At 61.9% G+C, this 26,272-nt stretch carries 22 protein-coding genes; 12 read left to right on the top strand and 10 right to left on the bottom strand.

Features of this window, described 5'->3' with window-relative positions; translation table 11 throughout:
- Positions 1 to 201: 201 nt before the first annotated feature.
- Both nifJ and BN1125_RS01330 read right to left on the bottom strand, forming a co-directional pair.
- The gene (gene nifJ / locus BN1125_RS01335; RefSeq protein ID WP_042010103.1) at positions 202 to 3,777 is read right to left on the bottom strand and encodes a pyruvate:ferredoxin (flavodoxin) oxidoreductase; all 3,576 of its coding nucleotides are present in this window, start codon (positions 3,775 to 3,777) and stop codon (positions 202 to 204) included.
- Positions 3,774 to 5,420, bottom strand: a complete 1,647-nt coding sequence (locus tag BN1125_RS01330; RefSeq protein WP_042010101.1) for an NAD(P)-binding protein — start codon at positions 5,418 to 5,420, stop codon at positions 3,774 to 3,776. The genes nifJ and BN1125_RS01330 overlap by 4 nt, the downstream gene beginning before the upstream one ends.
- Positions 5,421 to 5,836: 416 nt before the next feature.
- Here BN1125_RS01330 and BN1125_RS01325 point away from each other — a divergent pair, with 416 nt between their 5' ends.
- Complete coding sequence (locus BN1125_RS01325; protein WP_042010099.1) at positions 5,837 to 7,645, top strand: MOSC N-terminal beta barrel domain-containing protein; 1,809 nt, start codon at positions 5,837 to 5,839, stop codon at positions 7,643 to 7,645.
- 77 nt (positions 7,646 to 7,722) lie between these two features.
- On the opposite strand, the gene htpX is transcribed toward BN1125_RS01325, so the two are convergent.
- The 5 genes from htpX to bioB form a co-directional block, all read right to left on the bottom strand.
- Positions 7,723 to 8,595, bottom strand: a complete 873-nt coding sequence (gene htpX, locus BN1125_RS01320; RefSeq protein WP_042010097.1) for a protease HtpX — start codon at positions 8,593 to 8,595, stop codon at positions 7,723 to 7,725.
- A 110-nt stretch (positions 8,596 to 8,705) separates the two neighbouring features.
- A complete protein-coding gene (gene bioD / locus BN1125_RS01315; protein ID WP_042010095.1) occupies positions 8,706 to 9,383 on the bottom strand; it encodes a dethiobiotin synthase in 678 nt (225 codons plus the stop codon).
- A 59-nt stretch (positions 9,384 to 9,442) separates the two neighbouring features.
- Positions 9,443 to 10,249 carry a malonyl-ACP O-methyltransferase BioC gene (gene bioC, locus BN1125_RS01310; protein ID WP_042010094.1) on the bottom strand — a complete coding sequence of 269 codons (807 nt, stop codon included), beginning with the start codon at positions 10,247 to 10,249 and terminating at the stop codon, positions 9,443 to 9,445.
- On the bottom strand, positions 10,242 to 11,438 hold the full coding sequence (bioF, locus tag BN1125_RS01305; protein WP_042010092.1) for an 8-amino-7-oxononanoate synthase: 1,197 nt from the start codon (positions 11,436 to 11,438) through the stop codon (positions 10,242 to 10,244). Before bioF ends, bioC begins: the two co-directional genes overlap by 8 nt.
- A complete protein-coding gene (gene bioB / locus BN1125_RS01300) occupies positions 11,435 to 12,535 on the bottom strand; it encodes a biotin synthase BioB (RefSeq protein WP_042010091.1) in 1,101 nt (366 codons plus the stop codon). Before bioB ends, bioF begins: the two co-directional genes overlap by 4 nt.
- A gap of 193 nt (positions 12,536 to 12,728) precedes the next feature.
- On the opposite strand from bioB, the gene bioA reads away from it, so the two are divergent.
- Both bioA and BN1125_RS01290 read left to right on the top strand, forming a co-directional pair.
- A complete protein-coding gene (gene bioA, locus BN1125_RS01295; RefSeq protein ID WP_042010089.1) occupies positions 12,729 to 14,003 on the top strand; it encodes an adenosylmethionine--8-amino-7-oxononanoate transaminase in 1,275 nt (424 codons plus the stop codon).
- 176 nt (positions 14,004 to 14,179) lie between these two features.
- Positions 14,180 to 14,992: a HAMP domain-containing protein gene (locus tag BN1125_RS01290; protein WP_042010086.1), complete on the top strand. Its 813-nt coding sequence runs from the start codon at positions 14,180 to 14,182 to the stop codon at positions 14,990 to 14,992.
- Between the two features lie 23 nt (positions 14,993 to 15,015).
- Here BN1125_RS01290 and BN1125_RS01285 read toward each other — a convergent pair whose 3' ends face one another.
- Entirely contained in the window at positions 15,016 to 15,360 is a 345-nt protein-coding gene (locus BN1125_RS01285) for a hypothetical protein (protein WP_084202220.1), read from the bottom strand.
- 200 nt (positions 15,361 to 15,560) lie between these two features.
- Here BN1125_RS01285 and asnS point away from each other — a divergent pair, with 200 nt between their 5' ends.
- From asnS to BN1125_RS01265, 4 genes are all read left to right on the top strand, one after another.
- Entirely contained in the window at positions 15,561 to 16,961 is a 1,401-nt protein-coding gene (gene asnS / locus BN1125_RS01280; protein WP_042010084.1) for an asparagine--tRNA ligase, read from the top strand.
- Positions 16,962 to 17,071: 110 nt separating this feature from the next.
- Complete coding sequence (locus BN1125_RS01275; protein ID WP_042010083.1) at positions 17,072 to 17,839, top strand: substrate-binding periplasmic protein; 768 nt, start codon at positions 17,072 to 17,074, stop codon at positions 17,837 to 17,839.
- A gap of 361 nt (positions 17,840 to 18,200) precedes the next feature.
- Complete coding sequence (locus BN1125_RS01270; protein ID WP_042010081.1) at positions 18,201 to 19,544, top strand: anaerobic C4-dicarboxylate transporter; 1,344 nt, start codon at positions 18,201 to 18,203, stop codon at positions 19,542 to 19,544.
- Between the two features lie 139 nt (positions 19,545 to 19,683).
- Positions 19,684 to 20,340, top strand: coding sequence for a Dph6-related ATP pyrophosphatase (locus tag BN1125_RS01265; RefSeq protein ID WP_042010079.1), 657 nt, complete (start codon positions 19,684 to 19,686; stop codon positions 20,338 to 20,340).
- Between the two features lie 70 nt (positions 20,341 to 20,410).
- On the opposite strand, the gene BN1125_RS01260 is transcribed toward BN1125_RS01265, so the two are convergent.
- Both BN1125_RS01260 and dcuC read right to left on the bottom strand, forming a co-directional pair.
- Positions 20,411 to 21,556, bottom strand: coding sequence for a M20 family metallopeptidase (locus BN1125_RS01260; protein ID WP_042010078.1), 1,146 nt, complete (start codon positions 21,554 to 21,556; stop codon positions 20,411 to 20,413).
- Positions 21,557 to 21,657: 101 nt separating this feature from the next.
- Positions 21,658 to 23,034: a C4-dicarboxylate transporter DcuC gene (gene dcuC / locus BN1125_RS01255; RefSeq protein ID WP_042010077.1), complete on the bottom strand. Its 1,377-nt coding sequence runs from the start codon at positions 23,032 to 23,034 to the stop codon at positions 21,658 to 21,660.
- Between the two features lie 285 nt (positions 23,035 to 23,319).
- On the opposite strand from dcuC, the gene BN1125_RS01250 reads away from it, so the two are divergent.
- From BN1125_RS01250 to BN1125_RS18800, 5 genes are all read left to right on the top strand, one after another.
- Positions 23,320 to 23,622 (top strand): hypothetical protein, encoded by a 303-nt coding sequence (locus tag BN1125_RS01250; RefSeq protein WP_042010076.1) that lies wholly within the window; start codon positions 23,320 to 23,322, stop codon positions 23,620 to 23,622.
- 319 nt (positions 23,623 to 23,941) lie between these two features.
- Positions 23,942 to 24,292 (top strand): ArsC family reductase, encoded by a 351-nt coding sequence (locus BN1125_RS01245; RefSeq protein ID WP_042010074.1) that lies wholly within the window; start codon positions 23,942 to 23,944, stop codon positions 24,290 to 24,292.
- A 19-nt stretch (positions 24,293 to 24,311) separates the two neighbouring features.
- Positions 24,312 to 25,439, top strand: a complete 1,128-nt coding sequence (gene dapE, locus BN1125_RS01240) for a succinyl-diaminopimelate desuccinylase (RefSeq protein ID WP_042010072.1) — start codon at positions 24,312 to 24,314, stop codon at positions 25,437 to 25,439.
- Positions 25,436 to 26,125: a M15 family metallopeptidase gene (locus tag BN1125_RS01235; RefSeq protein WP_042010071.1), complete on the top strand. Its 690-nt coding sequence runs from the start codon at positions 25,436 to 25,438 to the stop codon at positions 26,123 to 26,125. Before dapE ends, BN1125_RS01235 begins: the two co-directional genes overlap by 4 nt.
- Positions 26,122 to 26,268, top strand: a complete 147-nt coding sequence (locus BN1125_RS18800) for a hypothetical protein (protein ID WP_156993008.1) — start codon at positions 26,122 to 26,124, stop codon at positions 26,266 to 26,268. Before BN1125_RS01235 ends, BN1125_RS18800 begins: the two co-directional genes overlap by 4 nt.
- The last annotated feature ends 4 nt before the right edge of the window (positions 26,269 to 26,272 follow it).

Here is a 26,272-nt window from a genome sequence, read left to right as displayed (position 1 = left end):
TCCCTTCTCCTGCTTGACGCATTTTGTCCCGCAGCTTACCTGCCTTGGAGGGAAAAGAAAGCCTGATGCTATGGATAGGGTGTATGGGGATGTTATTCACCTGACAGGTGCTATCAAATAGTGAGTAGTGACATCCAATAGTCTCCCGATACAAAAAAGCGGACCACTGGCCCGCTTGGTTATATTTCACTCACTTCACCATCACACCGGCGGATGGAAATGGCTGGCCTCGCGGGTAGCCATCTCCTCGTAGGTGGCCCACTTCTGCCACGCCACTTTTTGCGCCACCTGCATCAGCCGCTCGGCCTCCTCCGGATGGCTCTGGGCCAGCACCCGATAACGGGTCTCCTCCTGCCGATATTCAGCAAGGGGGATGGAGGGGCGCAGGCTGTCGAGGCTGAAGGGGTTCTGCCCCGCACTGCGCAATACCGGGTTGTAGCGCATCAGCGGCCAGTGACCGGAGGCCACGGCGCGTTTTTGCTGGGTCAGGCCGAACTCCATGTCGATGCCGTGGGCGATACAGTGGCTGTAAGCGATGATCAGCGACGGCCCCGGATAGGCCTCCGCCTCACGCAAGGCTTGCAGCGCCTGCTGCGGGTTGGCACCAAAGGCGATGCGGGCAACATAGACGTTGCCGTAGGAGATGGCCTGCAACGCCACATCCTTCTTGGCCAGCGTCTTGCCCCCCGCCGCAAACTTGGCGACGGCACCGAGCGGGGTCGATTTCGACATCTGACCGCCGGTGTTGGAGTAGACCTCGGTATCCATCACCAGCACGTTCACATCGCGCCCGGAGGCGAGCACATGATCGAGCCCCGCTGAGCCGATGTCATAGGCCCAGCCATCGCCGCCGATGATCCAGACCGAGCGGCGCACCAGCTGATCAATCAAGGAGAGCAGCTCGCGGGCCTTGCCAGATTTCACCTCCTCCAGCCGCTCGCGCACTTGCGCCACCCGGGTACGCTGGGCGCGGATCTCCGACTCCAGCCGCTGCGGGGCGCTAATCAGGGTATCGACCAGCTCGGCGCCCAGCTCCCCCTTCATCGCTTCAAGGGCCGCTACCGCCTGACCGTGATGCTGATCGGCGGTGAGGCGGAAGCCAAAGCCAAACTCGGCGTTGTCCTCGAACAGGGAATTGGACCAGGCCGGCCCCTTCCCTTCGCCGTTCTTGGCCCACGGCGTAGTCGGCAGGTTGCCGCCGTAGATGGAGGAGCAACCGGTGGCGTTGGCCACCAGCATGCGATCGCCAAACAGCTGGGTCAGCAGCTTGAGGTACGGGGTCTCGCCACAACCGGCGCAGGCACCGGAGAACTCGAACAGGGGTTCGAGGAACTGGGCACCGCGCACCGTGGAGAAGTCCACCCGCTCGCGGGCAGGCCACGGCAGGCTCTCGAACCAGCGCAGCGCCTGCTTCTGGCCAGCCAGATGCGGCGCCTTATCCAGCATGGTGATGGCGCGCTCGCCCTCGTGTTCTTCATCAGCCCCAGCCCGCACCGGACAAGCCTGCACGCACTGGCCGCAGCCGGTGCAATCCTCCGGATAGAGCTGCAAGGTATAGCGGCTGTCGGGGAAACCCTTGGCGGTAACGGGCACCGACTGGGCCGCCTCGGGGGCGGTCGCCAGCCAGTCCTGATGGTAGAACTTGGCCCGCAGCGCCGCGTGGGGGCAGACAAAGACGCAGTTGCCGCACTGAATGCAGATATCGGAGTGCCAGATCGGGATCTCGCGGGCGATATCCCGCTTCTCGAAGCGGCTGGTGGCGGTGGGGTAAGTGCCATCCACCGGCAGCATGGAGACCGGAATAAGATCGCCACGCCCCGCCAACATCTCGCCTGTGACCCGCTGGACAAACTCGCTGCCCCCCGGTGCCAGTGGCAGCGGATAGTCGCTGATCTGCTCCTCACCGGCCGGGATCGCCACCTTGCAGAGGTGAGCCAGGGTATCGTCCACCGCCGCGAAGTTGCGCGCCACCACCTCGGGTCCCTTGCGGGCATAACTCTTCTCGATGCTCTCCTTGATCAGCGCGATCGCCTCATCCCGTGGCAAGACTCCGGCCAGGGCGAAGAAGCAGGTCTGCATAATGGTGTTGATGCGATTGCCCATGCCGTTTTGCTCGGCCACCCGATCGCCATCGATGCAGTAGAGCTGGATATTGAGGGCGCGGATACGGGCGCGCAACCGCTCGGGCAGCTGGCCCCACACCTTGTCCGCCTCATAGGGAGCATTAAGCAGCAGGGTCGCCCCTTCGGCGGCGTGCTCCAGCAAGTCCACCGACTCGACAAACCCCCACTGGTGGCAACCGATAAAACTCGCCTGCTCGATAAGCCAGGGGGCGTCGATGGGCTCGGGGCCAAAGCGCAGGTGGGAGACGGTGCGCGAGCCCGACTTCTTGGAGTCGTAGACGAAGTAGCCCTGGGCGTGGAGCCCCTCCAGCTCGCCGATGATCTTGATGCTGTTCTTGTTGGCGCCCACGGTGCCGTCGGCACCAAGGCCGAAGAAGAGCGCCCGCACCCGGCTGGCAGGCTCCAGATCACCGATGGGGTGCCAGGCCAGACTGAGGCCCGACACATCATCGACAATGCCCACGGTAAAGCGGGGGCGCGGCGCATCGGAGGAGAGCTCCTCGAACACGGCCGCGCACATAGCGGGGGTGAACTCCTTGGAGGAGAGGCCGTAGCGACCGCCACTGAGCCACGGAAGCCGCTTGATAAGACCGCGCTGCAAGCCGTCGATCAGCGCGCTCTGCACATCCAGCAGCAGCGGCTCGCCACCGGCCCCCGGCTCCTTGGTGCGATCCAGTACCGCGATGCGGCGCACGCTCGCGGGAAGCGCATCGAGCAGCGCCTGTACCGGGAAGGGGCGATAGAGACGCACAACCAAGACCCCGGTCTTGCGATCCTGTTGGTTGAGCCAATCCACCGTGGTGCGGGCGGTGGCCGCCCCCGAGCCCATCAGTACGATGACATCGGTGGCATCCGGTGCACCGTGGTACTCCACCAGTCGGTAGTGGCGACCTGTCAGCTCGCCGAGATTGTCCATGCACTGCTGCACCCGCGTCGGCACCGCTTCGTAGAAGGGGTTGACGCTCTCGCGGGACTGGAAATAGGTATCCGGGTTCTGGGCGGTGCCACGCATTACCGGATGATCCGGGTTGAGGGCCCGCGCACGGTGGGCGCGTACCCAGTCGTTGTCGATAAGGGCGCGAATTTCATCCCGATGCAGGGCGGTGATCTTGTTCACCTCGTGGGAGGTACGGAACCCGTCGAAGAAGTGGATGAAGGGCACCCGGCACTGCAGGGTAACGCTGTGGGCGACCAGCGCCAGATCCTGCGCCTCCTGCACCGAGCCGGAGGCGAGCATGGCAAAGCCGGTGCTGCGCGCCGCCATCACATCCTGATGGTCGCCAAAGATAGAGAGCCCCTGCGCCGCCAGCGAGCGGGCCGCCACATGGAACACCGCCGAGGTCAATTCACCGGCGATCTTGTACATGTTGGGCAGCATCAGCATCAGCCCCTGACTGGCAGTGAAGGTGGTGGCGAGCGCCCCCGCCTGCAGGGCGCCGTGTACCGTGCCGGCCGCCCCCCCTTCACTCTGCATCTCCACCACGGTGGGGATGTTGCCCCACAGGTTGGTCTGTTTCTCGTCCGCCCAGGCATCGGCCAGCTCGGCCATGGTCGAGCTCGGGGTAATGGGGTAAATGGCACACACTTCACTCAGCTGGTATGCCACCCGGGCCGCGGCTTCGTTGCCGTCAACCATGATCAGTTCATGTTTCATTGGGACTCCTCCGGTTGACGCAGCAGGATGGCGTGACAGGGGCACTGGTCATGACAGGCACCGCAGCCGGTGCAGCGCTCTGCATCCACCTGATACCCCAGCCCCGGCCCCAGCTTGGCGATGGCCTGCTCGGGGCAACTGCCATAGCAGCCGTCGCACTCGAAGCAGTTGCCGCAGGAGTAGCAGCGCGCCGCCTCGTAACGGGCGGCCACCTCATCCAGCCCGCCGATGATCTCGCCAAAGTCATCCCGCGCCCACGCCGGTTTGGCCGGCTGACTGCTGGCCGGGGCGTGGGTCTGGAACCAGAGTTGCAACTGCTCTGGCCCCACCAGCGGGTAGGAGTGCGGCTTGTGGTAGTGGCGACCACGCAACCAGGCATCCATATGACGCGCTGCCTTCTTGCCGTGCCCGGTGGCGATGGTGACGGTGCGCTCGGAGGGCACCATGTCGCCGCCGGCAAACAGACCCGGCACATCGGTCATCAGGTTTTCGCCAACCTGCACCACACCCTCCTTGTTGACCCGCACGCCGGGAATGCTCTCCAGCACCGAGAGGTCGACCTCCTGACCGAGCGCCAGGATCAGGGAGTCCGCTTCAAGGGTTTCAAACTTGCCGGTGGGCACCGGCTTGCCCTCGGCATCCAGCGCCATCACCTCCACTTCGATGCTGGTGTTGTCGAGCTGGCGGATGCTGCGCAGCCAGTTGATCTTGATCCCCTCCTCCTCGGCCTCATCGGCTTCAAAGGCGTGGGCGGGCATGTGGTCCCGGTCGCGGCGGTAGATGATCATCGCCTCTTCAACGCCCAAACGGCGGGCGGTGCGAGCCGCATCCATGGCGGTATTGCCACCGCCGTAGATGGCCACCCGCCGTCCCAGTTTGGGGGGCGGCAAGCCCTGCTCTTCGGCCAGACTGGCCTGCTCGAGGAAACTCACCGCATCGAGGATCTTGCCCGCCTCCCGGGCCGGAATATCGACCCGCTTGGCCAGATGGGCGCCGATGGCCATAAAGACGGCGTCAAAGCCCCCCTCGTCACGCTCGCGCAGCACATCCGCCACCTTGTGGTTGAGAGTCAGCGTCACTCCGGCCGCCACGATACGGGCTACCTCCCGATCCAGCACATCGCGAGGCAGACGGTAAGCGGGAATACCGAAGCGCAGCATGCCGCCCGCCAGTGGCCCCGCTTCGCGGATCTCCACCTGATGACCGAGCCGGTTTAGATGCCAGGCGCAGGAGAGGCCGGAGGGGCCGGCACCGATCACCAGCACCTTCTTGCCGCTGGCGGGCGCGGGGGTTGCGGGCAGCCAACCACGGGCCAGCGCCTCGTCGCCGAGGAAGCGCTCGATGGCGTGGATGGAGACGGATTCATCCACCTGCCCGCGGTTGCAGGCGCTCTCGCAGGGGTGATAGCAGACCCGACCATGAATGGCGGGCAAGGGGTTCTCTTCGATCAGGGTCTGCCAGGCCGCCTCAAAACGGCCGGCCTGCGCCAGAGAGAGCCAGGCCTGGATATTTTCTCCGGCCGGGCAGGCGTGATTGCAGGGTGGCAAGGCCGGCCGCCAGACGGGTAGCCGGGTACGCACCGGGCCTGTTCCCGTTTTCAGGGAGAGATCCGGCAATGGGGTCATGTCCAGTTGTTTGCTCATACATTGCTTTCTTCTTGTTGGGTAACAGGCCCACTCCGATAGCACTTGATACCGTGTCGCCGAAGCGGACGGTGGCCAGAGAGGGAAGAAGCGAAAGCGTTAGAAACTGGGAACTGAGTCGATAATGGTCGCTTTTTTGTACTGATTAGCGCATCAGGATCAAAAAATGTTGCAGTTGATGACTCAAATAGAGCGGAACGTGACTCAGCTAACATCTTCCTGATTGACCTCGGCCTTTGCCGCGTGTGACCCGACACCACCAAAATCGGCACGGCAAACAGGGGCCGGTTTATCAAAAAAACTGCATTGTCTGTCTCGCCATCGATCGGCACAGTGAAGAGATTGCCGGATCAGAAAGGAACCGTTATGTTGCCCTCTTCCCTAGCAAAAACAGTCACTTCAATAAGGAACCGGACATGCCGACGCTAGCCAGCATTCATCTCTACCCCATCAAGTCGACTGCGGGCATGGCGCTGGCCCGCGCCCGGGTAACCGAAGAGGGGCTCGCCGGCGATCGCCGCTTTATGGTGGTCAAACCGGACGGCACCTTTGTCACCGCGCGCACCCACCCCCAGTTGCAGCAGGTGGTTGCGACTCCAGTTGCAGGTGGCCTGCAACTGAACTATCCGGGCGTTGAACCGCTCTCCCTGCAAGAGGCTCACTTCAGCCGCGCCCCGCAAGCGACAGGAGTTTGGGGCGACCGCTTCACCGCACTGCATACCACCCCCATTGCTGACAGCTGGCTAAGCCGGGTGGCAGGGGAAACGGTGCAACTGCTCTGGCTGGGTGAAACCTCTGATCGTTTTCGGGAAAAGAGCGGCACCCGGGTCAGCTTTGCCGACGGTTATCCGCTGCTGCTGATTAGTCAGGCTTCGCTTGAGGATCTCAATCTGCGCTCCGATGCCCTGCACCAGATGAGCCAGTTTCGCACCAATCTGATGGCAAGCGGCACTCAACCCTTCGAGGAGGACAGCTGGGTGCGCATCCGTATCGGCGAGGTGGAGTTTCGGGTGGCCAAGCCCTGCAGCCGCTGCATCATGACCACGGTGGAGGCAGGCACCGATCGCTTCAATGCCCTGAAAGAGCCGCTGGCCACCCTCACCCGTTACCGCCGCGGCGAGGATGGCGAGGTCTACTTCGGCCAGAATCTGGTGGCGCTGAACGAGGGGTGGATTGAGGCAGGCAGCGAGATCGAGGTACTGGAACGCACCCGCGCGCCTGTCTACCCCAACGCAGCCCCCAAAAAGCGGGAGTTGATCTGCGTGGCCCGCGAACCGCTGGCGCGGGATCTCGAGACCTTCTGGTTCGAGGCGGCCGATGGCGAGCCCCTGCCCGACTACCTGCCGGGCCAGCATCTACCCATCAGCCTAGATATCAAAAACGAGCGGGTTCAGCGGCGCTATACCCTGAGTTCCACAGCGGATCACCCGGAGCGATACAGCATCAGCGTCAAGAAGGTGGAAGGTGGCCGCATCTCCCACTGGCTGCATCAGCAGTTGCAGGTGGGCAATACCCTGCTGGCCGCCAACCCTGCAGGAGAGTTTCACCTGGGCCGTGAGCACAATCTCCTGCTGCTCTCCGCAGGCTCCGGCGTCACCCCCATGTTGGCGATGGCCCGCACTCTGGCCCTGCGCGGCGAGCTTGGCGATGTCCACTTTATGCACCTGTGCCGCAGCGAAGCGGACATTCCCGCCGCCGGCGAGCTGCACACCATGGCGCAGCAGGGGATGACCCTCACCATTATCCTGAGCCAGCCGGACAGCCACTGGCAGGGGCAGAGAGGGCGACTCAACGATGAGCACCTCGCGCTGGTAAAAGGGTTGGCCGAAAAAGAGGTCTTTATCTGCGGCCCCCACGGCTTTATGGCCGATGCGGCGGCCAAAGTGGCAGCCCTTGGTGTGCCGGCCGCACGCATCAGGCAGGAGAGCTTTGGCGGCGCCATCCTCTCGGTGGCCCGCGCTCATCAGACGGTGCAACTGCACATCGGCGAGCGGGTGTTTGCCGGCAACAATCAGGGCACCCTCCTCGATCAGGCCAGCAAACAAGGGGTGGAGCTGCCCTGGAGCTGCCGTGCCGGCATCTGCGGCAGTTGCAAGCAGACCCTGCTTTCGGGCGAAGTGGATCACCCCGACGCCCCCGCCATCACTGCCGCCGAACGGGCCGAAGGCAAGATCCTCACCTGCTGCGCCGTGCCGCTCACCGATCTGGTGATCGGCCCGCGATAAGCCCCGCGCCCCTAAGAGGGCGGCCCCAGAAAACAAAACGGCTGCCCGAGGGCAGCCGTTTTTAATGGCAGGATCGCTTAACCACGCAGGGCGGCGATACGCTGCTCTATGGGTGGGTGGCTCATGAACAGCTCGCTCATGGAGCGCTTGCCGTTGATGCCAAAGGCCATCATGGCGCCTTCCATCTGCGGCTCGGCACCGCGGGAGAGACGCTCAAGGGCGGCGATCATCTTGTCACGACCGGCCAGCTTGGCGGCACCGGCATCGGCGCGGAATTCACGCTGACGGCTGAACCACATGACGATGATGGAGGCCAGCACGCCGAACAGCATCTCCAGCACGAACACGGTGATCATGTAGGCGAAGCCGCCACTACTGCTGCTCTCTTCCTCGTTGTTGGAGCTGAAGAAGTTGCTGATGACGCCGGCCACGATGCGGGCGAAGAACATCACGAAGGTGTTCACCACCCCCTGGATCAGGGTCAGGGTCACCATGTCGCCGTTGGCCACGTGGCTCACTTCGTGGGCCAGCACCGCTTCCGCCTCGTCACGGCTCATGCTGTAGAGCAGGCCGGAGGAGACCGCCACCAGCGAATCATCGCGGCGGGCACCGGTCGCAAAGGCGTTCATCTCGGGAGAGTCGTAGATCCCCACTTCCGGCATCTTGATACCCGCTTCGCGGGCCTGACGAGCCACAGTGCTCACCAGCCAGTGCTCGGTCTCGTTACGGGGTTGCTCGATGACCTGGACACCATAGCTGCGCTTGGCCATCCACTTGGACATCAGCAAGGAGATAAAGGAACCCCCAAAACCGAACACGGCACAGAACAGCAGCAGCCCGGAAATGCTGGACTTGTTGATCCCCAGAACCGAGAACAGGATATTGAGTACCACCCCCAGCACCAGCATGACGGCCAGGTTGGTCACCAGGAATAGCATAATTCGCTTCATATAGACTCCTTGTGAGAATGAAAGACATCGAAAGAGATCACTCGACCTCCCTGTCTCCATGTTACGGATGAATTTTAGGGAGGCTCGATGAATGTTCGCTGAATATGCCGTCACAGGAGCGGCGAGATATCGATACGCCCCTGCAAATTGGCTTCAAGCGGATTGTTTATAAACGGAATTTCACCGAGGAAGGGGGCAGGTAGCAAGCCCCTCAGGGTGTCCAAATTTTCCTGATAATGGCTCATGGAACCATGGAGCCGATTAATTACCCAGCCCGCCACCGGTAGTTGATCGTTACGAATGGCGGCAAAGGTAAGCAGCGCGTGGTTGAGGCAACCTAGCTTGGCCCCCACCACCATGATCACCGCCATGTTCTCCTGTTTCACCCAGTCCGAAAGCAGGTGCTTGCGATCGAGCGGCAGATACCAGCCCCCCGCCCCTTCCACTACCGCCAGTTCGGCCCCAGCCTGTTCAATCTTGCGCAGCCCCTCGCTCAACCCCTGCATGGTGATGGGCTGGCGCGCCTCGCTGGCGGCAATGTGGGGCGCAATCGGCGGCTCATAGGCGAACGGATTGACCACCTCATAGGGCAGCGGCAGACTCGCCGCCTCCTGCAACAGAACGGCATCCAGGTTGCGCAGCCCGTCTGGAGTGCGGGCACATCCGGCCGAGACCGGCTTGTAACCCGCGCACTTGATTCCCTGTGCGCTAAATTCGCGCAGCAGGGTGCGCGCCACCAGCGTCTTGCCCACATCGGTATCGGTGCCGGTGATAAAGAATGATTTCATACGGTTCTCTCCTTGGCAGGGCCCGTTGACTACCCTGCACACACTGCGATTCCCGGCGCTCAGCGAGGCTTGCTGAGGCGGCCGAGGCACACCCGATAACTGGCGATCAGCCTGCCATCGGGCTGGCGAAACGCCTCATACGCCTGCGCCAGCTGCTGCAATCTGGCGCGACCGCTCAGTCCAACGGCCCGTTCATTGTCATTGATTTGATTGGCCCCAATCCCCTTGAGATCGCGCAACAACTGCGGCAATTCAAGATAGGCGAGATCCCAGGTGATACAACGCAGTTCGGGAGCCGCTACCCCGGCGCTAGCCAGCGCCTGCTCCAATTGTGGCAGGCTGAGGAAGCGATTGACATGGGCGCGACCATCAAGCTGCTGCCAGGCGGCTCGCAACTGCCAGAGCGACTCATCGAGCAGGGTCGAGAAAAAAATCTGGCCGCCCGGTTTGACCACCCGCAGCAACTCGCCAAAAGCATGGGCCGGACGCTCGCACCACTGTAACGCCAGACTGGAGAAAACCCAGTCGAACGTGTTATCGGCGAAAGGAAGCTGCTCCGCATCGCCGCAGAGCAGGCGGGCGCCGCTGCCACGCAAGGCGGCCTGCGCCAGCATGCCGGGGGCGAGATCCAGCCCCACCAGCTGGTGACAGCGATTCGCCAGTTGGGGCAAGAAAAAACCGGTGCCGCAGCCCAGATCCAGCCCGCTCACCGTCAGATCAGTGCCAACCGGCCTGCTCGGCATCCATTCCAGCAACGCCTGACCCACCTCCTGCTGAAAGCGGGCGTGAGCATCGTAATGACGAGCAGCGGCGCCGAAGCGGCGGGCTAGCTGGGCCTTGTCGACCGTTTGAAAACGCTCAGCCATGGTGAGAGTCCTCCGACGTGGCACCGCACGAACAGGGGCCGAGGGCATCGAGCAGGCGATCCACATCCTGTTCGCGGTGAGCAGCGCTCAAGGTGATACGCAGCCGCGCCGTACCGACCGGCACCGTGGGCGGGCGAATAGCGCTGACCCAGACGCCGCGATCCCGCAGCCGTTCGGCCAGTTTCAGGGCGGCACTGCTCTCCCCCACCAACAGCGGCTGGATGGGGGTGACGCTCGCCCCCAGCTGCCAACCCTGCGTCTGTGCCCCTTGTCGGAAACGGGCGAGCAGCTGGCCAAGATGGGCGCGGGACTCATCGGCCGCACGTACCAATTCGATACTTTTGCTGACGGCGCAAGCCTGCGCGGCGGGCATATGGGTGCTGTAGACATAGGGGCGGGCGAAATTGACCAGATACTCCACCAGCGCGCGGCTGCCGCCGACAAAGGCGCCAGCGACCCCAAGCGCCTTGCCAAAAGTGCCCATCTGAATGTGTACGCTGGCCGGGTTCACCCCTTGCGCCGCCAGGGTGCCACGCCCCTCGGGCCCCAGCACACCGAGGCCGTGGGCATCGTCGATCATCAGCCAGTTTCCGCTTTGGGCGGCCAGTGCAGCCAGTTCAGCCCAGGGGCCCTGATCCCCGTCCATACTGAATACCCCCTCCGAGACAATCAGCCCGCGATTTGGCTCAAGCAGCCGTTCAAGGGCTGCCATATCGTTGTGGCCAAAGCGCTTCATCTTGCAGGGCAACTGGCTGCCCATCTCCTGCAGGGAGGCGTGGTTGAGTTTGTCCTGCCACAGCAGATGATCCTTGCCGAGCAGGGCTTTGAGCACCGCCTGATTGGCAGAAAAGCCGCAGTTGAACAGCAGCACCGCCTCCACCCCCAGCCACTCGGCCAGAGTCTCCTCAAGCTCTTGGTGGGCACGGCTGTAACCGGTCACCAGCGGCGAGGCGCCGGAGCCCGTACCATAACGCTCAATCCCCGCGTTGAAGGCGGTCTTGATGGCGGGATGATCTGCCAGCCCCAGATAGTCGTTGGTGGAAAAATTGAGGTAGTCGCGCCCCGCCACCCGGAGCCGCCCGCCACTCGCCCCGTCGGTCGCGATGCGGCTGCGCAGCAGACCAGCCTGCTCGCGCTCGGCCAGCGCCGCGCCCAATGCAAAGGGGCCTGTGACTGCAAGGCCAGTCATGACCGCACGGCCCCTGCACGGGGGCGGGTGGCGTCATAAAACATCTCGGCCGGTTCGCTCTGGCGGCTCACTTCGGCCAGCAGCTCTGCTTCCAGTTCCAATGTTTGCACCACATCCGGCTTCTGGGCACGCTGGGCGGGGCGAATGCCGAGTCGCTTGAACAGCTGCATGTCGCTGTTTTCGTCCGGGTTGGGGGTGGTCAGCAACTTGCAGCCATAGAAAATGGAGTTGGCCCCGGCCATAAAGCACAGCGCCTGCATCTGCTCGTTCATCTTCTCCCGTCCGGCGGAGAGGCGCACATGGGAGGCGGGCATCATGATCCGCGCCACGGCGATGGTGCGGATAAATTCGAACGGATCGAGGTTCTCCTGATCCTCCAGCGGCGTTCCCTTCACCTTGACCAGCATGTTGATGGGCACGCTCTCGGGGTGGCGCGGCAGGTTGGCCAGCGCCATCAACAGGCCCGCCCGATCCTTGGCCTGCTCGCCCATGCCGATGATGCCGCCAGAGCAGACCTTCATGCCGGCGCCGCGCACGTGCTCAAGGGTATCTAGCCGATCCTGATAGGTGCGTGTGGAGATGATCTCGCCGTAGAACTCCGGCGAGGTGTCGAGGTTGTGGTTGTAGTAATCGAGCCCCGCAGCGCCAAGACGGGCCGCCTGATCGGCGGTCAGCATCCCTAGCGTCATGCAGGTCTCCATGCCGAGCCCCCGCACCGCCTCAATCATCCGGATGATGTAGGGCATGTCCTTCTCTTTGGGGTTGCGCCAGGCGGCCCCCATACAGAAACGGGACGAGCCGTTGGCCTTGGCTTCGCGGGCCCGCTCCAGCACTTTTTCCACCTCCATCAGCCGTTCGGCCTCAAGGCTGGTGTGATAACGGGCACTCTGGGGGCAGTATTTGCAATCCTCCGGGCAGGCGCCGGTCTTGATGGAGAGCAAGGTGCTCACCTGCACTTCATTCGGGTCAAAGTGGGCGCGGTGGACGGTCTGGGCCTGAAACAGCAGATCGTTGAACGGCAGGGCAAACAGAGCCTGAACCTCGGTAAGGGTCCAGTCATGACGAAGGGCGTGACCGCCCGCGGTGAGAGCATTCATACATGGCTTCCGGTTGTTATTAGTGGGATCCTGCGCCCGCCATCTTGGGATGGACGGCCACAAAACCCGCCGCCGGGCCCGCGCGCTCAGGGTGATGCGCAGTGCCAAGTGGCTGAAATTGTTGGCTAGTGTAGAGAGCACGCGTAGACTGTCAACACCCACCAGATCAAACCAATTGACAACAGAATAACAAATGACCAATCAAGAATTCGACCTACACCACATCTGGCACCCCTATACCTCCCTCACTCACCCCCTGCCCTGCTATGACGTGGCCAGCGCCAAAGGGGTGACCATTGCCCTCAGCGATGGCCGAAAACTGGTGGATGGCATGAGCTCCTGGTGGGCTTGCGTGCACGGCTATCAGGTGCCGGAACTGGACGCCGCCGCCACCGCCCAGCTCGGCAAGATGTCCCACGTGATGTTTGGCGGCCTCACCCACGCTCCGGCGGTCGAGCTCTGTCGCAAGCTGGTGGAGATCACCCCGACGGGGCTGGATCGGGTATTTCTGGCCGATTCCGGCTCGGTGGCAGTGGAAGTGGCGCTCAAGATGGCCCAGCAGTACTGGCACGCTAAGGGGACGCCCAGAGCCAAATTTGTCGCCCTGCGCAGCGGCTATCACGGCGACACCTTTGGCGCCATGAGCGTCTGCGATCCCGATGGCGGCATGCATGAGCTCTACCAGGGATTCCTGCCAGAGCACTACTTCGCCCCGGCCCCCAGCTGCCGCTTCCACGCCGAGTGGGACGAGCAGTGCGTGGTGGAGCTGGCAACGCTGGTGGCCGATCATCACGAAGAGATCGCCGCCATCGTGCTCGAACCCATAGTGCAAGGCGCTGGCGGCATGCGCTTCTATCACCCCCGCTACCTGCAGTGGGTACGCGCCCTGTGCGACGAGTTCGGCGTGCTGCTGATTGCCGACGAGATCGCCACCGGCTTTGGCCGCACCGGCCAGCTGTTTGCCTGCGACTGGGCGGGGATCAGCCCCGACATCCTGTGTCTGGGCAAGGCACTCACCGGCGGCTATCTCACCCTCTCGGCGACCCTGACCACCGAACATGTCGCCCGTACCATCTGTGACGGCAAGGCGGGCGTTTTTATGCACGGCCCCACCTTTATGGGCAACCCGCTCGCCTGCGCGGTGGCCAACGCCTCCATCGAGTTGCTGCTGGCCTCACCGTGGCAAGAGCGGGTGCGCGCCATCGAGCATCAGTTGCGTACCGAGCTGGTAGCGCTGACCCTCCACCCGGCGGTCGCGGATGTGCGGGTGCTCGGCGCCATCGGGGTGGTGGAGATGAGAGAGCGGGTGGATGTGGCGCGCATCCAGCGCAAATTTGTCGAGCTGGGCGCCTGGATCCGCCCCTTTGGCAAGCTGGTCTACCTGATGCCCCCCTTCGTCATCACCCCGGAAGAGCTGCGGATATTGACCGGCGCCATCAGTCAGGCCATCACCGAAGGCGAGTTTTAATGCAAACAGCGGGCGGCCATCGCTGCCGCCCGTTTGGCTACCTGAATTTGATATATAAAGAGGGCAACTTTATCCACTTCAGTACGGTTTCACTTGCCGTAATGTGAGCAAAACACCAGACCTGAGGCCCCAAGAGGGGTAAACTGCTGCGGTTTTACCATCAAGAAAGATTGCTCATGCGCCTCTCCATTGCTGCCAAAATCAACTTCTTCCTGCTCTTCATCTTCTCCATGGTCCTGGTCTTCTCCGCCGCCTATCAAGCGGTACGCGAGCGCGATCTCATCCTGACCCTCATCAAGGAGCAGAGCCGCGAGCAGACCGAAGCCTACTTCGACGGCCTAAACCTGCTGATGCTGACCGGCAAGATGGAGGCCCGTGATACCCTGCGCGGCAAGTTTCTCGACCACGCCCATGTGGAGGATGCCCGCATCATCCGTGGCGACGCAGTGAGCAAACAGTACGGGCCGGGACGAGAGACAGAACAGGTAAAGGATGAGTTTGATAAGCTGGCTCTGGCGGGCAAAGGGAGCCTGGAAGTCGTACACGACGACATGCACAGCCGTCTGATCGTCACCCGACCACTGCTGGCCAAGAAGGATTTTCGCGGCACCGACTGCACCAGCTGCCATCTGGTGCCGGAGAATACCGTGCTCGGTGCGGTGCGCTTTGACTACTCCCTCGATTCGCTGTTTACCCGGGTCGAGCAGAATATTCTCACCTCGGCACTGATCCTCACCGGCATCTTCGGGATGGGCCTGCTGCTGACCCTCTGGGTTATCCGCACCTGGATCGTGCGCCCCCTCAATCAGCTGACCCGCTCCATGGAAGAGGCCACCGACTTGCACGACTTCGGCCACCGGCTGGAAGGGGATGATGGCGACGAGATTGGCCGGGTGGCCGTAGCCTACAACCAGATGCTCGACAGTGTGGAGCGCCAGCTCGGCAAGCGATCATCTGGCTGTAAGCCGGGATCTCGCCCCGGCGAATAGCGAGCTCCCCCGCCCAGCACCGGCTAACCGGTGTAATAGAACAGCAGGCAGGCAATCAGGATCAGCAGCAGGATCGCCAGATTGACGTGCCGGGCGTCATCCTGACGGCGGCTGCGCTTGCGCTCCAGCAGCAACACCGCCAGCGTCAGGGCGCAGCAGCTCCAGAGCCCGTAGACTAGCCAGGTGGTAAAGGCGGGATCCCAATAATCGCGCACCTCGATCCCGCCATAGACCAGAAAACCGTAGGCAATTTCGGGGCGGGCATGGTGGTAAAGGGAGAGCAGCACGATAAAGCCGCCCCAGCAGAGCATCACCAGCCCCTGTAACACCCGTGTCAGCCAATCTGGCCCATGCCGCCGATCTTTCACCCACCGCTCCTGCGCCCGTGACACTCTTGTTGAGTGAACCATGCCGAAAACCCCACCAGAGTCCGACATTTTTGCTTGTTTATCAAACCCGCACGGGTAAGATTGACGGCTTAGTCTGCCATGGTGGGCCATCTGTGCCCGGGCCAGACTCCCTAGTGTTGCAAATAGCGCTGCAAGAACAAGCTGGAGACAATATTTCGATGACGCACGCATCCGTAGTAGATGTGCTGGCCGGTAAGTATCCGGTCGGCACCACCCAAACAGTCAAAGGGTGGATCCGGACTCGCCGTGATTCCAAGGCGGGGATCTCATTTTTGGCCATATCCGATGGCTCCTGTTTCCATCCGGTACAGGCCGTCGTCCCCAATACCCTGGCCAATTACGAGAGTGAAGTGCAGCGTCTGACCACAGCTTGCTCCGTGGAAGTGACTGGGGTCATCGCCGAATCCCAGGGTAGCGGCCAAGCCTTCGAACTGCAGGCCACTGACGTCAAGGTGGTCGGCTGGGTCGAAGACCCGGACACCTACCCGATGGCCGCCAAACGCCACAGCATCGAGTACCTGCGCGAGCAGGCTCACCTGCGCCCGCGTACCAACATCGTTGGCGCCGTGACCCGGGTTCGTCACTGCCTGGCGCAAGCCATCCACCGCTTCTTCCACGAAGAGGGTTTCCTCTGGGTTGCGACCCCGCTCATCACCGCCTCTGACACCGAAGGTGCCGGCGAGATGTTCCGCGTCTCCACCCTGGATCTGGAAAACCTGCCGCGCACCGACGCCGGCAAGGTGGACTACAACGAAGATTTCTTCGGCAAAGAGGCTTTCCTGACCGTATCCGGCCAGCTGAACGCCGAAACCTATGCCTGCGCCCTCTCCAAGGTCTACACCTTCGGCCCGACCTTCCGCGCGGAAAACTCCAACACCAGCCGCCACCTGGCCGAGTTCTGGATGGTTGAGCCGGAAGTGGCCTTCAACGATCTGGAAGATAACGCCGCACTGGCCGAAGCCATGCTGAAGTATGTCTTCAACGCCGTACTGACCGAGCGTCGCGACGATCTGGAGTTCTTCGCCCAGCACGTCGACAAGGATGCCATCGGCCGTCTGGAGCGTTTCGTCTCCTCCGACTTCGCCCAGATCGACTACACCGATGCCATTGAAGTGCTGCAGAACTGTGGCAAGAAGTTCGAGTTCCCGGTCTCCTGGGGTATCGATCTCTCCTCCGAGCACGAGCGCTATCTGGCCGAGGAGCACTTCAAATCTCCGGTGGTGGTGAAGAACTACCCGAAAGATATCAAGGCCTTCTACATGCGCCTCAACGACGACGGCAAAACCGTTGCCGCCATGGACGTACTGGCCCCGGGGATCGGCGAGATCATCGGTGGTTCCCAGCGTGAAGAGCGTCTGGAGGTGCTGGATGCCCGTCTGGCCGAGATGGGGCTGAAGCAGGAGGATTACTGGTGGTATCGTGATCTGCGCCGCTACGGCACAGTCCCGCACTCCGGTTTCGGTCTGGGCTTCGAGCGTCTGGTGGTCTACGTGACCGGCATGGGCAACGTCCGCGACGTGATCCCCTTCCCGCGTACTCCGCGTACCGCCGAGTTCTGATCAGCGGCATCTTGCCACTGCATTGCAAAAGCCGTCCTCAGGGTCGGCTTTTTTATTGTCACCGTTATGGGTGATACTCAGGATCAACCGGCACAAGGAACTCGTCGCCTATGGGATATCGCCTGCTGCTTTCGCTATTGCTGTCCTGCATGCCTGTTCAACTGTGGGCCGAACCCGTTCGTCTGACCACCCTGGAGTGGCCCCCCTATACCAGCCAGAGCCTGCCTGATGGCGGCCTGACCGGTCATATCGTCAAGCGCGCCTTTGCCGAAGCAGGGCTGGAGGTTGAGTTTGACTTCTACCCCTGGCAGCGAGCCATGTTGCTGGCATCCGATCCCGCCCTGCACTACAGCGGCTACTTTCCCCAATACTACGCCAATGATCTGGATAAACGGTGGCATATCTCCACCAGCATAGGCAGTAGTGTGCTGGGCATGGCGCAGCAAGCCGGCCCCCTTATCCACTGGCGTCGACTCGAAGAGCTCGCCTCCTACCGGATTGGGGTCGTCGCCGATTATATCAATACCCGCGAATTTGATGCCCTGATGACAAGCAAGCGCCTCAACACCTTTGCCGTGGACGGCGATCACCTCAACCTGCGGAAATTGCAGCGCGACCGGCTCGATCTGGCTGTCATCGACCGGGATGTTTTCTACTGGCTCACCTTTCACGATGACAAGCTCCACCCCGAACAGTTGCAGTTCAACCCGAAAATCCTCGGGTACAAGAGCCTGCACATCATGTTCCGCCCCGATCAACAGCAGTTGCAGCAGCGAGTGAACAATGCGCTAGCCAGACTCGATATCAAGCAGTTGAGCGAGCAGTATCAGCGTCGCTATCTGCAGCCAGCCCCTCAACCAGACAAGCCAACCCGCTGAATGCTTCGTTTGTCGGCAAAGATGACCTGAACCCCGGCTTTTTGACGCTCTTCTCCCCTGATCCCGCCCCTTTTCAGCCACCCCGCTGTCACCGCGCCACCGGCTTGAGTTGTCAGGTTGACAACCCGAGGCATTAGCCCCGAGTGATACCACACGATGATGACAATCATTATTTTGTTAATACGTGGTTTTTAAGTGGTTTAATCGGTATTTCATCGAGTTCTTGAAGTAACTCAATTTTTTCACTGTTTCAGGGGAGCAGAATAGCGACTAACCCTTTTGGGCTAAAAATAACAGACAATGACAATTTATGGGTCAGGCAACCCGCGGCAATATGGGTTGAATCACACGAGGTAATGGAATGATCTTGATGGAATTTTTAGTGGTACTCGGCTGCTTGCTGCTGGGTACCCGCTTTGGGGGCATGGGACTCGGTCTTATCAGTGGTATCGGTCTGTTCCTGCTGACCTTCGTGTTCGGCCTGGTGCCGGGCGAACCGCCAGTTCAGGTGATGCTGACCATTCTGGCGGTGATCGGCTGCGCCGCCACCCTGCAGACGGCTGGTGGCCTCAACCTGATGATGCAGGTGGCTGAGCGTCTGCTGCGCCGTCATCCGCAATACATCACCATTCTGGCGCCGCTCACCACCTGGACCCTCACCTTCCTGTGCGGTACCGGCCATGTGGTCTACACCATGTTCCCCATCATTTCTGACATCGCGCTGCAGAAGAACATCCGTCCCGAGCGCCCGATGGCGGTTGCCTCCGTTGCCTCCCAGATGGCCATCTGCGCCTCCCCGGTCTCCGTTGCCGTGGTCTCCATGGTCTCCATTCTGGCTGCCGGTCACGGTATTGGTCAGGCTTACGGCCTGCTCGACATCCTGATGATCGCCATCCCCTCCTCCCTGACCGGTGTCATCGTGGCAGCCCTGTGGAGCCTGCGTCGCGGCAAGGATCTGGACAAGGACGAAGAGTTCCAGGCCAAGATCAAAGACCCAGAGCAGCGTGCCTTCATCTACGGTGGTGGTGAAACTCTGCTCAACACCAAGTTCCCGAAAGAGGCCTACTGGTCTACCTGGATCTTCTTCGCCGCCATCGCTGCCGTGGTATTGCTCGGTGCCAACGAAGGTCTGCGTCCGGTGTTCACCATCAAGGACAAAACTGGCCCGCTCTCCATGAACCTGGTGATCCAGATGATGATGCTGATCGCCGGTGCCATCATCCTGATGCGCTGCAAGGTCAAGCCGGGCGAGATCGCCAATGGCGCCGTCTTCAAGGCAGGCATGGTCGCCATCTTCTCCGTATTCGGGGTGGCCTGGATGAGCGAGACCTTCTTCCAGGCGCACATGCCGCTGCTCAAAGAGACCCTGGCCCACGTGGTGCAGGCTCAGCCCTGGACCTACGCCCTGGTGCTGTTCCTCATCTCCAAGCTGGTGAACAGCCAGGCCGCCGCGCTGACCGCCATCGCCCCCATGGGTCTGGCGCTGGGTGTGGAGCCCAAGCTGCTGATCGCCTTCCTGCCGGCGAGCTACGGCTACTTCGTGCTGCCGACCTACCCGAGCGATCTGGCCTGTATCGGTTTCGACCGCTCCGGCACCACCCGTATCGGCAAGTTCATCATCAACCACAGCTTCATCATTCCGGGGCTGATCGGGGTTGTGACCTCCTGTACCCTGGGTTATCTCCTGACCAGCATCCTGCTCTAATCCGGGCTCCTTGCCCGGTCTGCCAGACAGGCTCCCGCACGGGGGCCTGTCTCTTTTCGGCGATGTGGTGACCCGCCGTACTTTGCCAAGTGGCCGCCCACTGGGTAGCATGCCCCTCTTTCACCACCGGAATTCCCCCATGTCTCGCGTCATCCTGCTCTGGAGCGGCGGCAAAGATGCCATGCAGGCCCTCTGTCATGCCCGTGACCAGTGCCATCAGGTGGTGGCACTGGTCACCTTTGCGCCGCCCGCCCCCCGCTTTCTCGCTCATCCCCTGTCGCAAGTACGGCGACAGGCGCTGGCCCTTGGGCTGCCCCACCGGCTGGTCACCATCGAAGCACCGTTCGACCTGGGCTATGAGAGAGCACTGGCCCAACTGCGCCAGGAGTGGACGATCGACGGGGTGGTCACCGGCGATATCGACAGCGTGGGGGGCGCACCAAACTGGATCCGCGAGCGCTGCCGCCCATTGGGGCTCGCCGTCCACACTCCACTCTGGCAGCAATCTCGTCAAGCCTTGCTGGCGGATATGCTGGCGCGCGACATCGTCGCCCACCTCTCCTGCGTCGATACCCGCTTCCTGACACCCGACTGGGTCGGCCGGGTGCTCGATGGCGAAACCATCGCCGAGCTGCAGCAGTTGGCCGAGCACAAGGGCTTCGATGCCTGCGGCGAGCAAGGGGAGTTCCACACCATGGTGACCGATGGCCCCGGGTTCAGCGCCCCCGTGCAACTCGGTCACTGGCTGGTGGTGCGGGAGGGAAATCTCGCCTATCTGGCCGAAGAGGAGATATGACCGCGCCCTTTTGGCCGATCGCAGAGATAAAAAACGGGAGGCATCAGCCTCCCGTTTGCATTGCCCTTGCTCAGGACTCTTTGGCCAGCTTGCCCAGCACCCGCTGCAACAGGCGGATGCGCGGTTCGATGCTGTCGAGCAGCAAAAACTCGGCCTCGGAGTGGAAGCCGCCCCCCATGGGGCCAAAGCCATCGAGGGACGGCACCCCGGCCGCTGCGGTAAAGTTGGCATCCGAACCACCACCGGCCTCCAGCCAGTTGAAGGGGATCCCCTCATCCGCAGCGGCCGCTTCCACCAGCGCCATCAGTGCCTCGGTATCACCACTCGGGCGCATCGCCGGCTTGAAGGTCTGGCGATCCACCTCGACCCGACAGCCGGTGAGGAAGGGGTTGTTGGCCATAAAGGTGAGCCGGTCGTGCACGGCACCGGCCTCTTCGTTGCTCCAGAAGCGCAAGTCGACGATGGCCTCGGCATAGTCCGGCACCACGTTGACGCCGGTGCCGCCCTGTACCACCCCCACGTTCATGGTGGTGCCTGTGGTCATGTTGACCTGCTGGTTGATGGCCAGCACCCAGTGAGCCAGCTCGGTAATGGCCGAGACCCCCTCGGTCAGGGCCGAACCCGCGTGGGATGCCTTGCCGTGGAAGGTGATGCGGTACTTGGCATTGCCCTTGCGGGCGCTGATAAGGTCGCCGCTCGGACGCGCCGCCTCGGCCACCAGCACGCAGCCGCTCTGTCTGGCTTTCTCGACCAGCCACTCCTTCGACCAGGGGGATCCCACCTCCTCGTCACAGTTGCAGCAGACCAGCACCTTGAGCTTGGCCAGCACCGCCGGATCCATCCCTTGCAAGGCATACCAGGTGGAGAGCAGGCCGCTCTTCATGTCCGACACGCCGGGGCCAAAGGCCTGATTGCCTTCGATTGTCAGCGGACGCTTGGCTGCCGTCCCCTCGGGGAAGACGGTATCCATGTGACCGATCAGCATCACATCGTAGTGATCGGCACCCGGCGCATTGGTGATCTCGAGACAGGGACCACATTCGGCGGCGAACTGATGACGGGTCACCTGCCAGCCGATGGCCTCATATTTCTCGGTCATGATATCGGCCACCCTGGCCACCCCGGCCGGGGTGCGGGTGCCACAATCGAGATTGATCAGCGGGGCCAGATCCGCCAGATAGCTATCGAGGGAAAACGCATTGTTAAGACAGGTCATTCTCTTCTCCATGCAACGTCCCACCCGGGGTCATCGCCAGCAACAGAATAAAAGGAGCGGACAGCCAGGCTGCCCGCTTCGTCAATGCCTTGCAAAGAGCACTACATAAACAGCAGATAGTTGAGCACCAATGCCGTCACCAGTGCCCCGGCCATCGGCACGCTGGTGCGCTTGACCACAGTAAAGGGCGACACCTTGGCGATCCCCGCACAGGCGATCAGCACAGCCGCGATGGGAGAGATGGTGCGGCCAATGCTCGAAGCCAGCTGCATCGGCAGCAGCATGGTCACCGCCGGTACGCCGAACTTGGCCGCGACCGCCGGGGCCAGGGTGGAGAAGCTCAGGAAGGCCGCGTTGCCGGAGCCCATGATGACTGCCGCCACCATGATCAGCGCCACCATCACCAGGGTCATCAGACCACTGCCGATACCGGCATTGCTGGCCGAATGGAGCAGGGTGTCGATGGCCCCGATGGCTTTGAGAGACTCGGCAAACAGCTCGGCACAGACGATCAGCGCGACCACAGGGCCGAATACCTTGCCCATGCCGTCGAGGAAGCTCGACAGGCCGGCGAAGGAGGTACGCACCGAGCGCGAACGCAGCAGCTCGCACAGCATGCCGATGAACACCGACAGCAGCATGGCCACCTCCACGCTCATCTTGATGTCGTTCACCAGCAGCTTGGAGAAGGTCATCATCAGCACGAAGGGGATGATCGGCAACAGACCGTACCAGGTCGGCGCCTTGACCTCGTCCGTTCCCTTCTCGTCCAGCTCGGCGTGCTCGCCGCGATGCAAGGCCGGATCCCAGCCATCTTTACGATCGCAGTGACGCTGCCAGAAGAAGTGCAGCACCATGGTCACCAGCAGCATGGGGGCCACCAGCCAGATCTGGTAGTCGACGAAGTAGCTGGTCGGGTCCATACCGGATTGACCGGCAGAGAAGATGGCATTGGTCTGGGTCGGGCCAATCTCGAACGCCTGGGAGGTGGCGATGACGCCGCAGGCGGAGGCCGGGCTGATGCCGAGGTTGCGCATCACCGGGTACATGGTGACCATCAACAGCAGGCCAAGACCGGTGGCGGAGGTGACGAACAGGGAGACGAACACCGCCACCAGATAGCAGATGGAGAGCATCAGATAGCTGGAGTGGATGCCCGCCACCGGTTTGACCGCCACCCGCACCAGCGCCTGGGAGGCACCGATATGGGACATGTAGGTGGCAAAACCCGCGACCGCCATGATGGTGAGGCCCAGCCCCGCCGCACGGTAGGAGAAGATCCCCTTGAACACTTCAAACAGGTCGAACAGGGCGAAGCCGGTGCTCTTGTCTGCGGGGAGAATGGGATGCAGCCCCAGCCAGTAGGCCACCGCAAAAATGGCCATACCCGCCAGCGCCAGCACCGCCTGCGGGTTGTAATCCTTGATGATGCCGTAGACCACGGCAACCAGTACGAGCAAGACGAATAGCAGTTCCAATATTCACTCCTGATACATTTATCGAAAAACGAAATCTAGTGATCTGACCACCATTTGCCTTTGATCCCCATCAATAAATATGACATCACTGCAATCAACCAGATAAACATATCGATAAAATGACAAAAACTGGTTATTTAAACCACCAAAAAACCTTTACTAACCCGCATCCGGAAATTGTGTGATGCGACTCTCCTCTTTTTTGCGCTGGATCAAAATATGACAGCGCCGAAGTGGCGAAGATGCGCTTCGACATATAGCGACCATTTCGCGCCGGAGAGAGTTATGACAAGCCAAGCCACCGCAGGTGTCTCGACCTGCTGGGACATCCTCGTCGAGTCTGCAAAGGAACGCACTACCATTCGTTACTCCAAACTGGCCAAACAGGCCGGGCTGGAGCGGTGTCAGGATGAACTGCGTACCCTGCTGCAACGCATCCGTATGTACTGCACCGAAAACAACCTGCCGATCCTCTCCGCCATCGTGGTGGACGACGTGGGCAAATACACCGGCCTCTCTTCCAGCCTGCCGGACGCCCCCTGGGAACGGGCCCGGGTCTTTGACCATGAGTGGAGCACCCTGCACTGATTCACGTGCTTGATGATGCCGACCAAAACGCGCCTGCTGGCGCGTTTTGGCTATCTGGCGTTTGTCCCTTATCTTTTTCTCCTGCAATAGCGGCTTTTCTCCCGCAATAACCAACCCCATCGGGCACGCCCGCCGCACAGCTTCTGATCTTGAGCTCAAAAACGCCGTTCAGGTGTGACCAGTCCCGGTAAAACCCGCGAGCCTGACCATCAGCGTTGCCATGCGATCGCCACAATGCCAGAATCGGGCCCTTGCACTGTGTTGATTCGGATTTTCGGGACGCGGCCCACGGCCAGCGCCCACAAGCGAAGGACTCCCCATGGCCATCACTCTCTATGGCATCAAGAACTGCGACACCATCAAGAAAGCCCGAAAATGGCTGGATGAGGCCGGTATCGACTACCGCTTTCACGACCACCGCGCCGACGGCCTGAATCCGGACGACCTGGATCGCTGGCTGGCACAACTCGGCTGGGAAGCCCTGCTCAACAGCCGCGGCACCACCTTCCGCGCACTGCCGGATGAGGCCAAACAGGGGCTCGATACCACCAAGGTGCGCGCCCTGCTGCTGGAACACCCGGCCATGATCAAGCGCCCGCTGCTCGATCGTGACGGCGAACTGACCCTGGGTTTCAAGGCTGATCACTACCAATCCCTCTTCTCCCGTTAAGGACAATTAAGGACAACTGATGTCGGATGTCATCGCACTGGCCAAGGATCTGATCCGCCGCCCCTCCGTTACCCCTCTCGATGAAGGGTGCCAGACCCTGATGGCGGAGCGCCTCGCCAGGATCGGGTTCGTTATCGAGCCCATGGTGTTTGAGGACACCACCAACCTCTGGGCCCGCCGTGGCAGCGAGGGGCCGCTCTTCTGCTTCGCCGGTCACACCGACGTGGTACCCGCCGGGCCGCTGGACAAATGGCACACCCCGCCGTTCGCGCCGACCATCAAGGATGGCGTGCTCTACGGGCGCGGCGCGGCCGACATGAAGGGCTCGCTGGCCTCCATGGTGGTGGCGGTCGAGCGCTTCGTGGCCGAGTATCCGGATCACGCAGGGTCGATTGCCTTTCTGATCACCTCCGATGAGGAGGGACCCTTTATCAATGGCACTACCCGGGTGATCGACACCCTGGAGGCACGTAACGAGAAGATCCGCTGGTGCATCGTCGGCGAGCCCTCCTCCACCGCCGTGGTGGGGGATGTGGTGAAAAATGGCCGACGCGGCTCCATCACCGGCGATCTGCTGGTGCGCGGGGTACAGGGTCACGTCGCCTACCCCCATCTGGCGGACAACCCCATTCACAAGGCCGCGCCGGCGCTGGCGGAGCTCGCCGCTACCGTGTGGGATGAGGGCAACGCCTACTTCCCCCCCACCAGCTTCCAGATCGCCAACATCTCAGCGGGCACCGGCGCTTCCAACGTCATTCCGGGCGAACTGCAGGTGCAGTTCAACTTCCGCTTCAGCACCGAGCTGACCGACATGGATATCCGCGAGCGGGTCGAAGCGCTGTTGGATAGACACGGTCTTGATTATCAGCTGAGCTGGACCCTCTCCGGCCAACCGTTCCTCACCGATACCGGTGCGCTGCTCGATGCCGCGGTGACGGCCATCGAGGCGGTGAACGGTCAGCGACCGGCCCTGCTCACCACCGGCGGCACCTCCGACGGACGCTTTATCGCCCCCACCGGGGCCGAGGTGATTGAGCTCGGCCCCGTCAACGCCACCATCCACAAGGTGAACGAGTGCGTGAAGGCAGACGATCTGGATCTGCTGGCTGACATGTATCAAGGGGTGCTCGAGAGATTGCTGGCATGACGCAGGAACAACTGCTGGGGCTCGACGAGAGCCACCTTATTGTGGTGGGGCGCGGCCCCCATCGTCTGACCGCCGCCACCGCAGCGGCCTTCAACGACATGCAGGTGGCCGCCGCCTATGAGGGGTTAAACTTGCAAGCGGCCTCCAGCTGGCGCAGCTTCGACCGCCAGCTCGCCATCTGGAATGGCAAGTGGCGCGGCGAACGGCCGCTACTCGATGCCAACAGCCAACCCATCGATGCCCTGCTGCTAAGCGAGGTGGATCGGCTGCACGCTATCCTGCACTGGAGCGCCCTGCCGGGCACCAGCCGTCATCACTGGGGAACCGATCTCGACATCTATGATCCGGACTGCCTGCCTGCCGATACCAGGCTGGCACTGGAGCCGTGGGAGTATGAAGCCGGGGGGTGGTTTGCTGACCTCGGCGAGTGGCTAAACGACCATATGAGCGACTTTGGCTTCTTCCTCCCTTACGCCAAACCGGTCGGAGCCGGGAGCGGGGTCGCCTACGAGCCCTGGCATATCAGCTTCGCGCCGGAATCCGACGAGCAGCGGCTCGATCCCGCGGCACTGGCGCTTTGCCTGCAACAGGCGGATATTGAAGGCAAGGCGACCATACTGGCCAACCTTGATGACATTTTGGCCCGTTATGTCACCACCTCTCCTGATCAAAGGAAAATCCCATGAATCTCTGGCTCTTGATCGGCTTGCCACTGCTCTTCCTGCTCGGGCTGTTTCTCAATGCCATCAAAGACATGAAACGGCTCGAGAAACAGTTGCCCAACTACAAGGACAAGATCCGCGAAGTGAAGGATGACGAGGACGACTGAATCC

This window comes from Aeromonas fluvialis (assembly GCF_000819885.1).
GTDB classification, from domain to species: domain Bacteria; phylum Pseudomonadota; class Gammaproteobacteria; order Enterobacterales; family Aeromonadaceae; genus Aeromonas; species Aeromonas fluvialis.
This window is presented reverse-complemented; position numbering and strand designations above follow the sequence as displayed.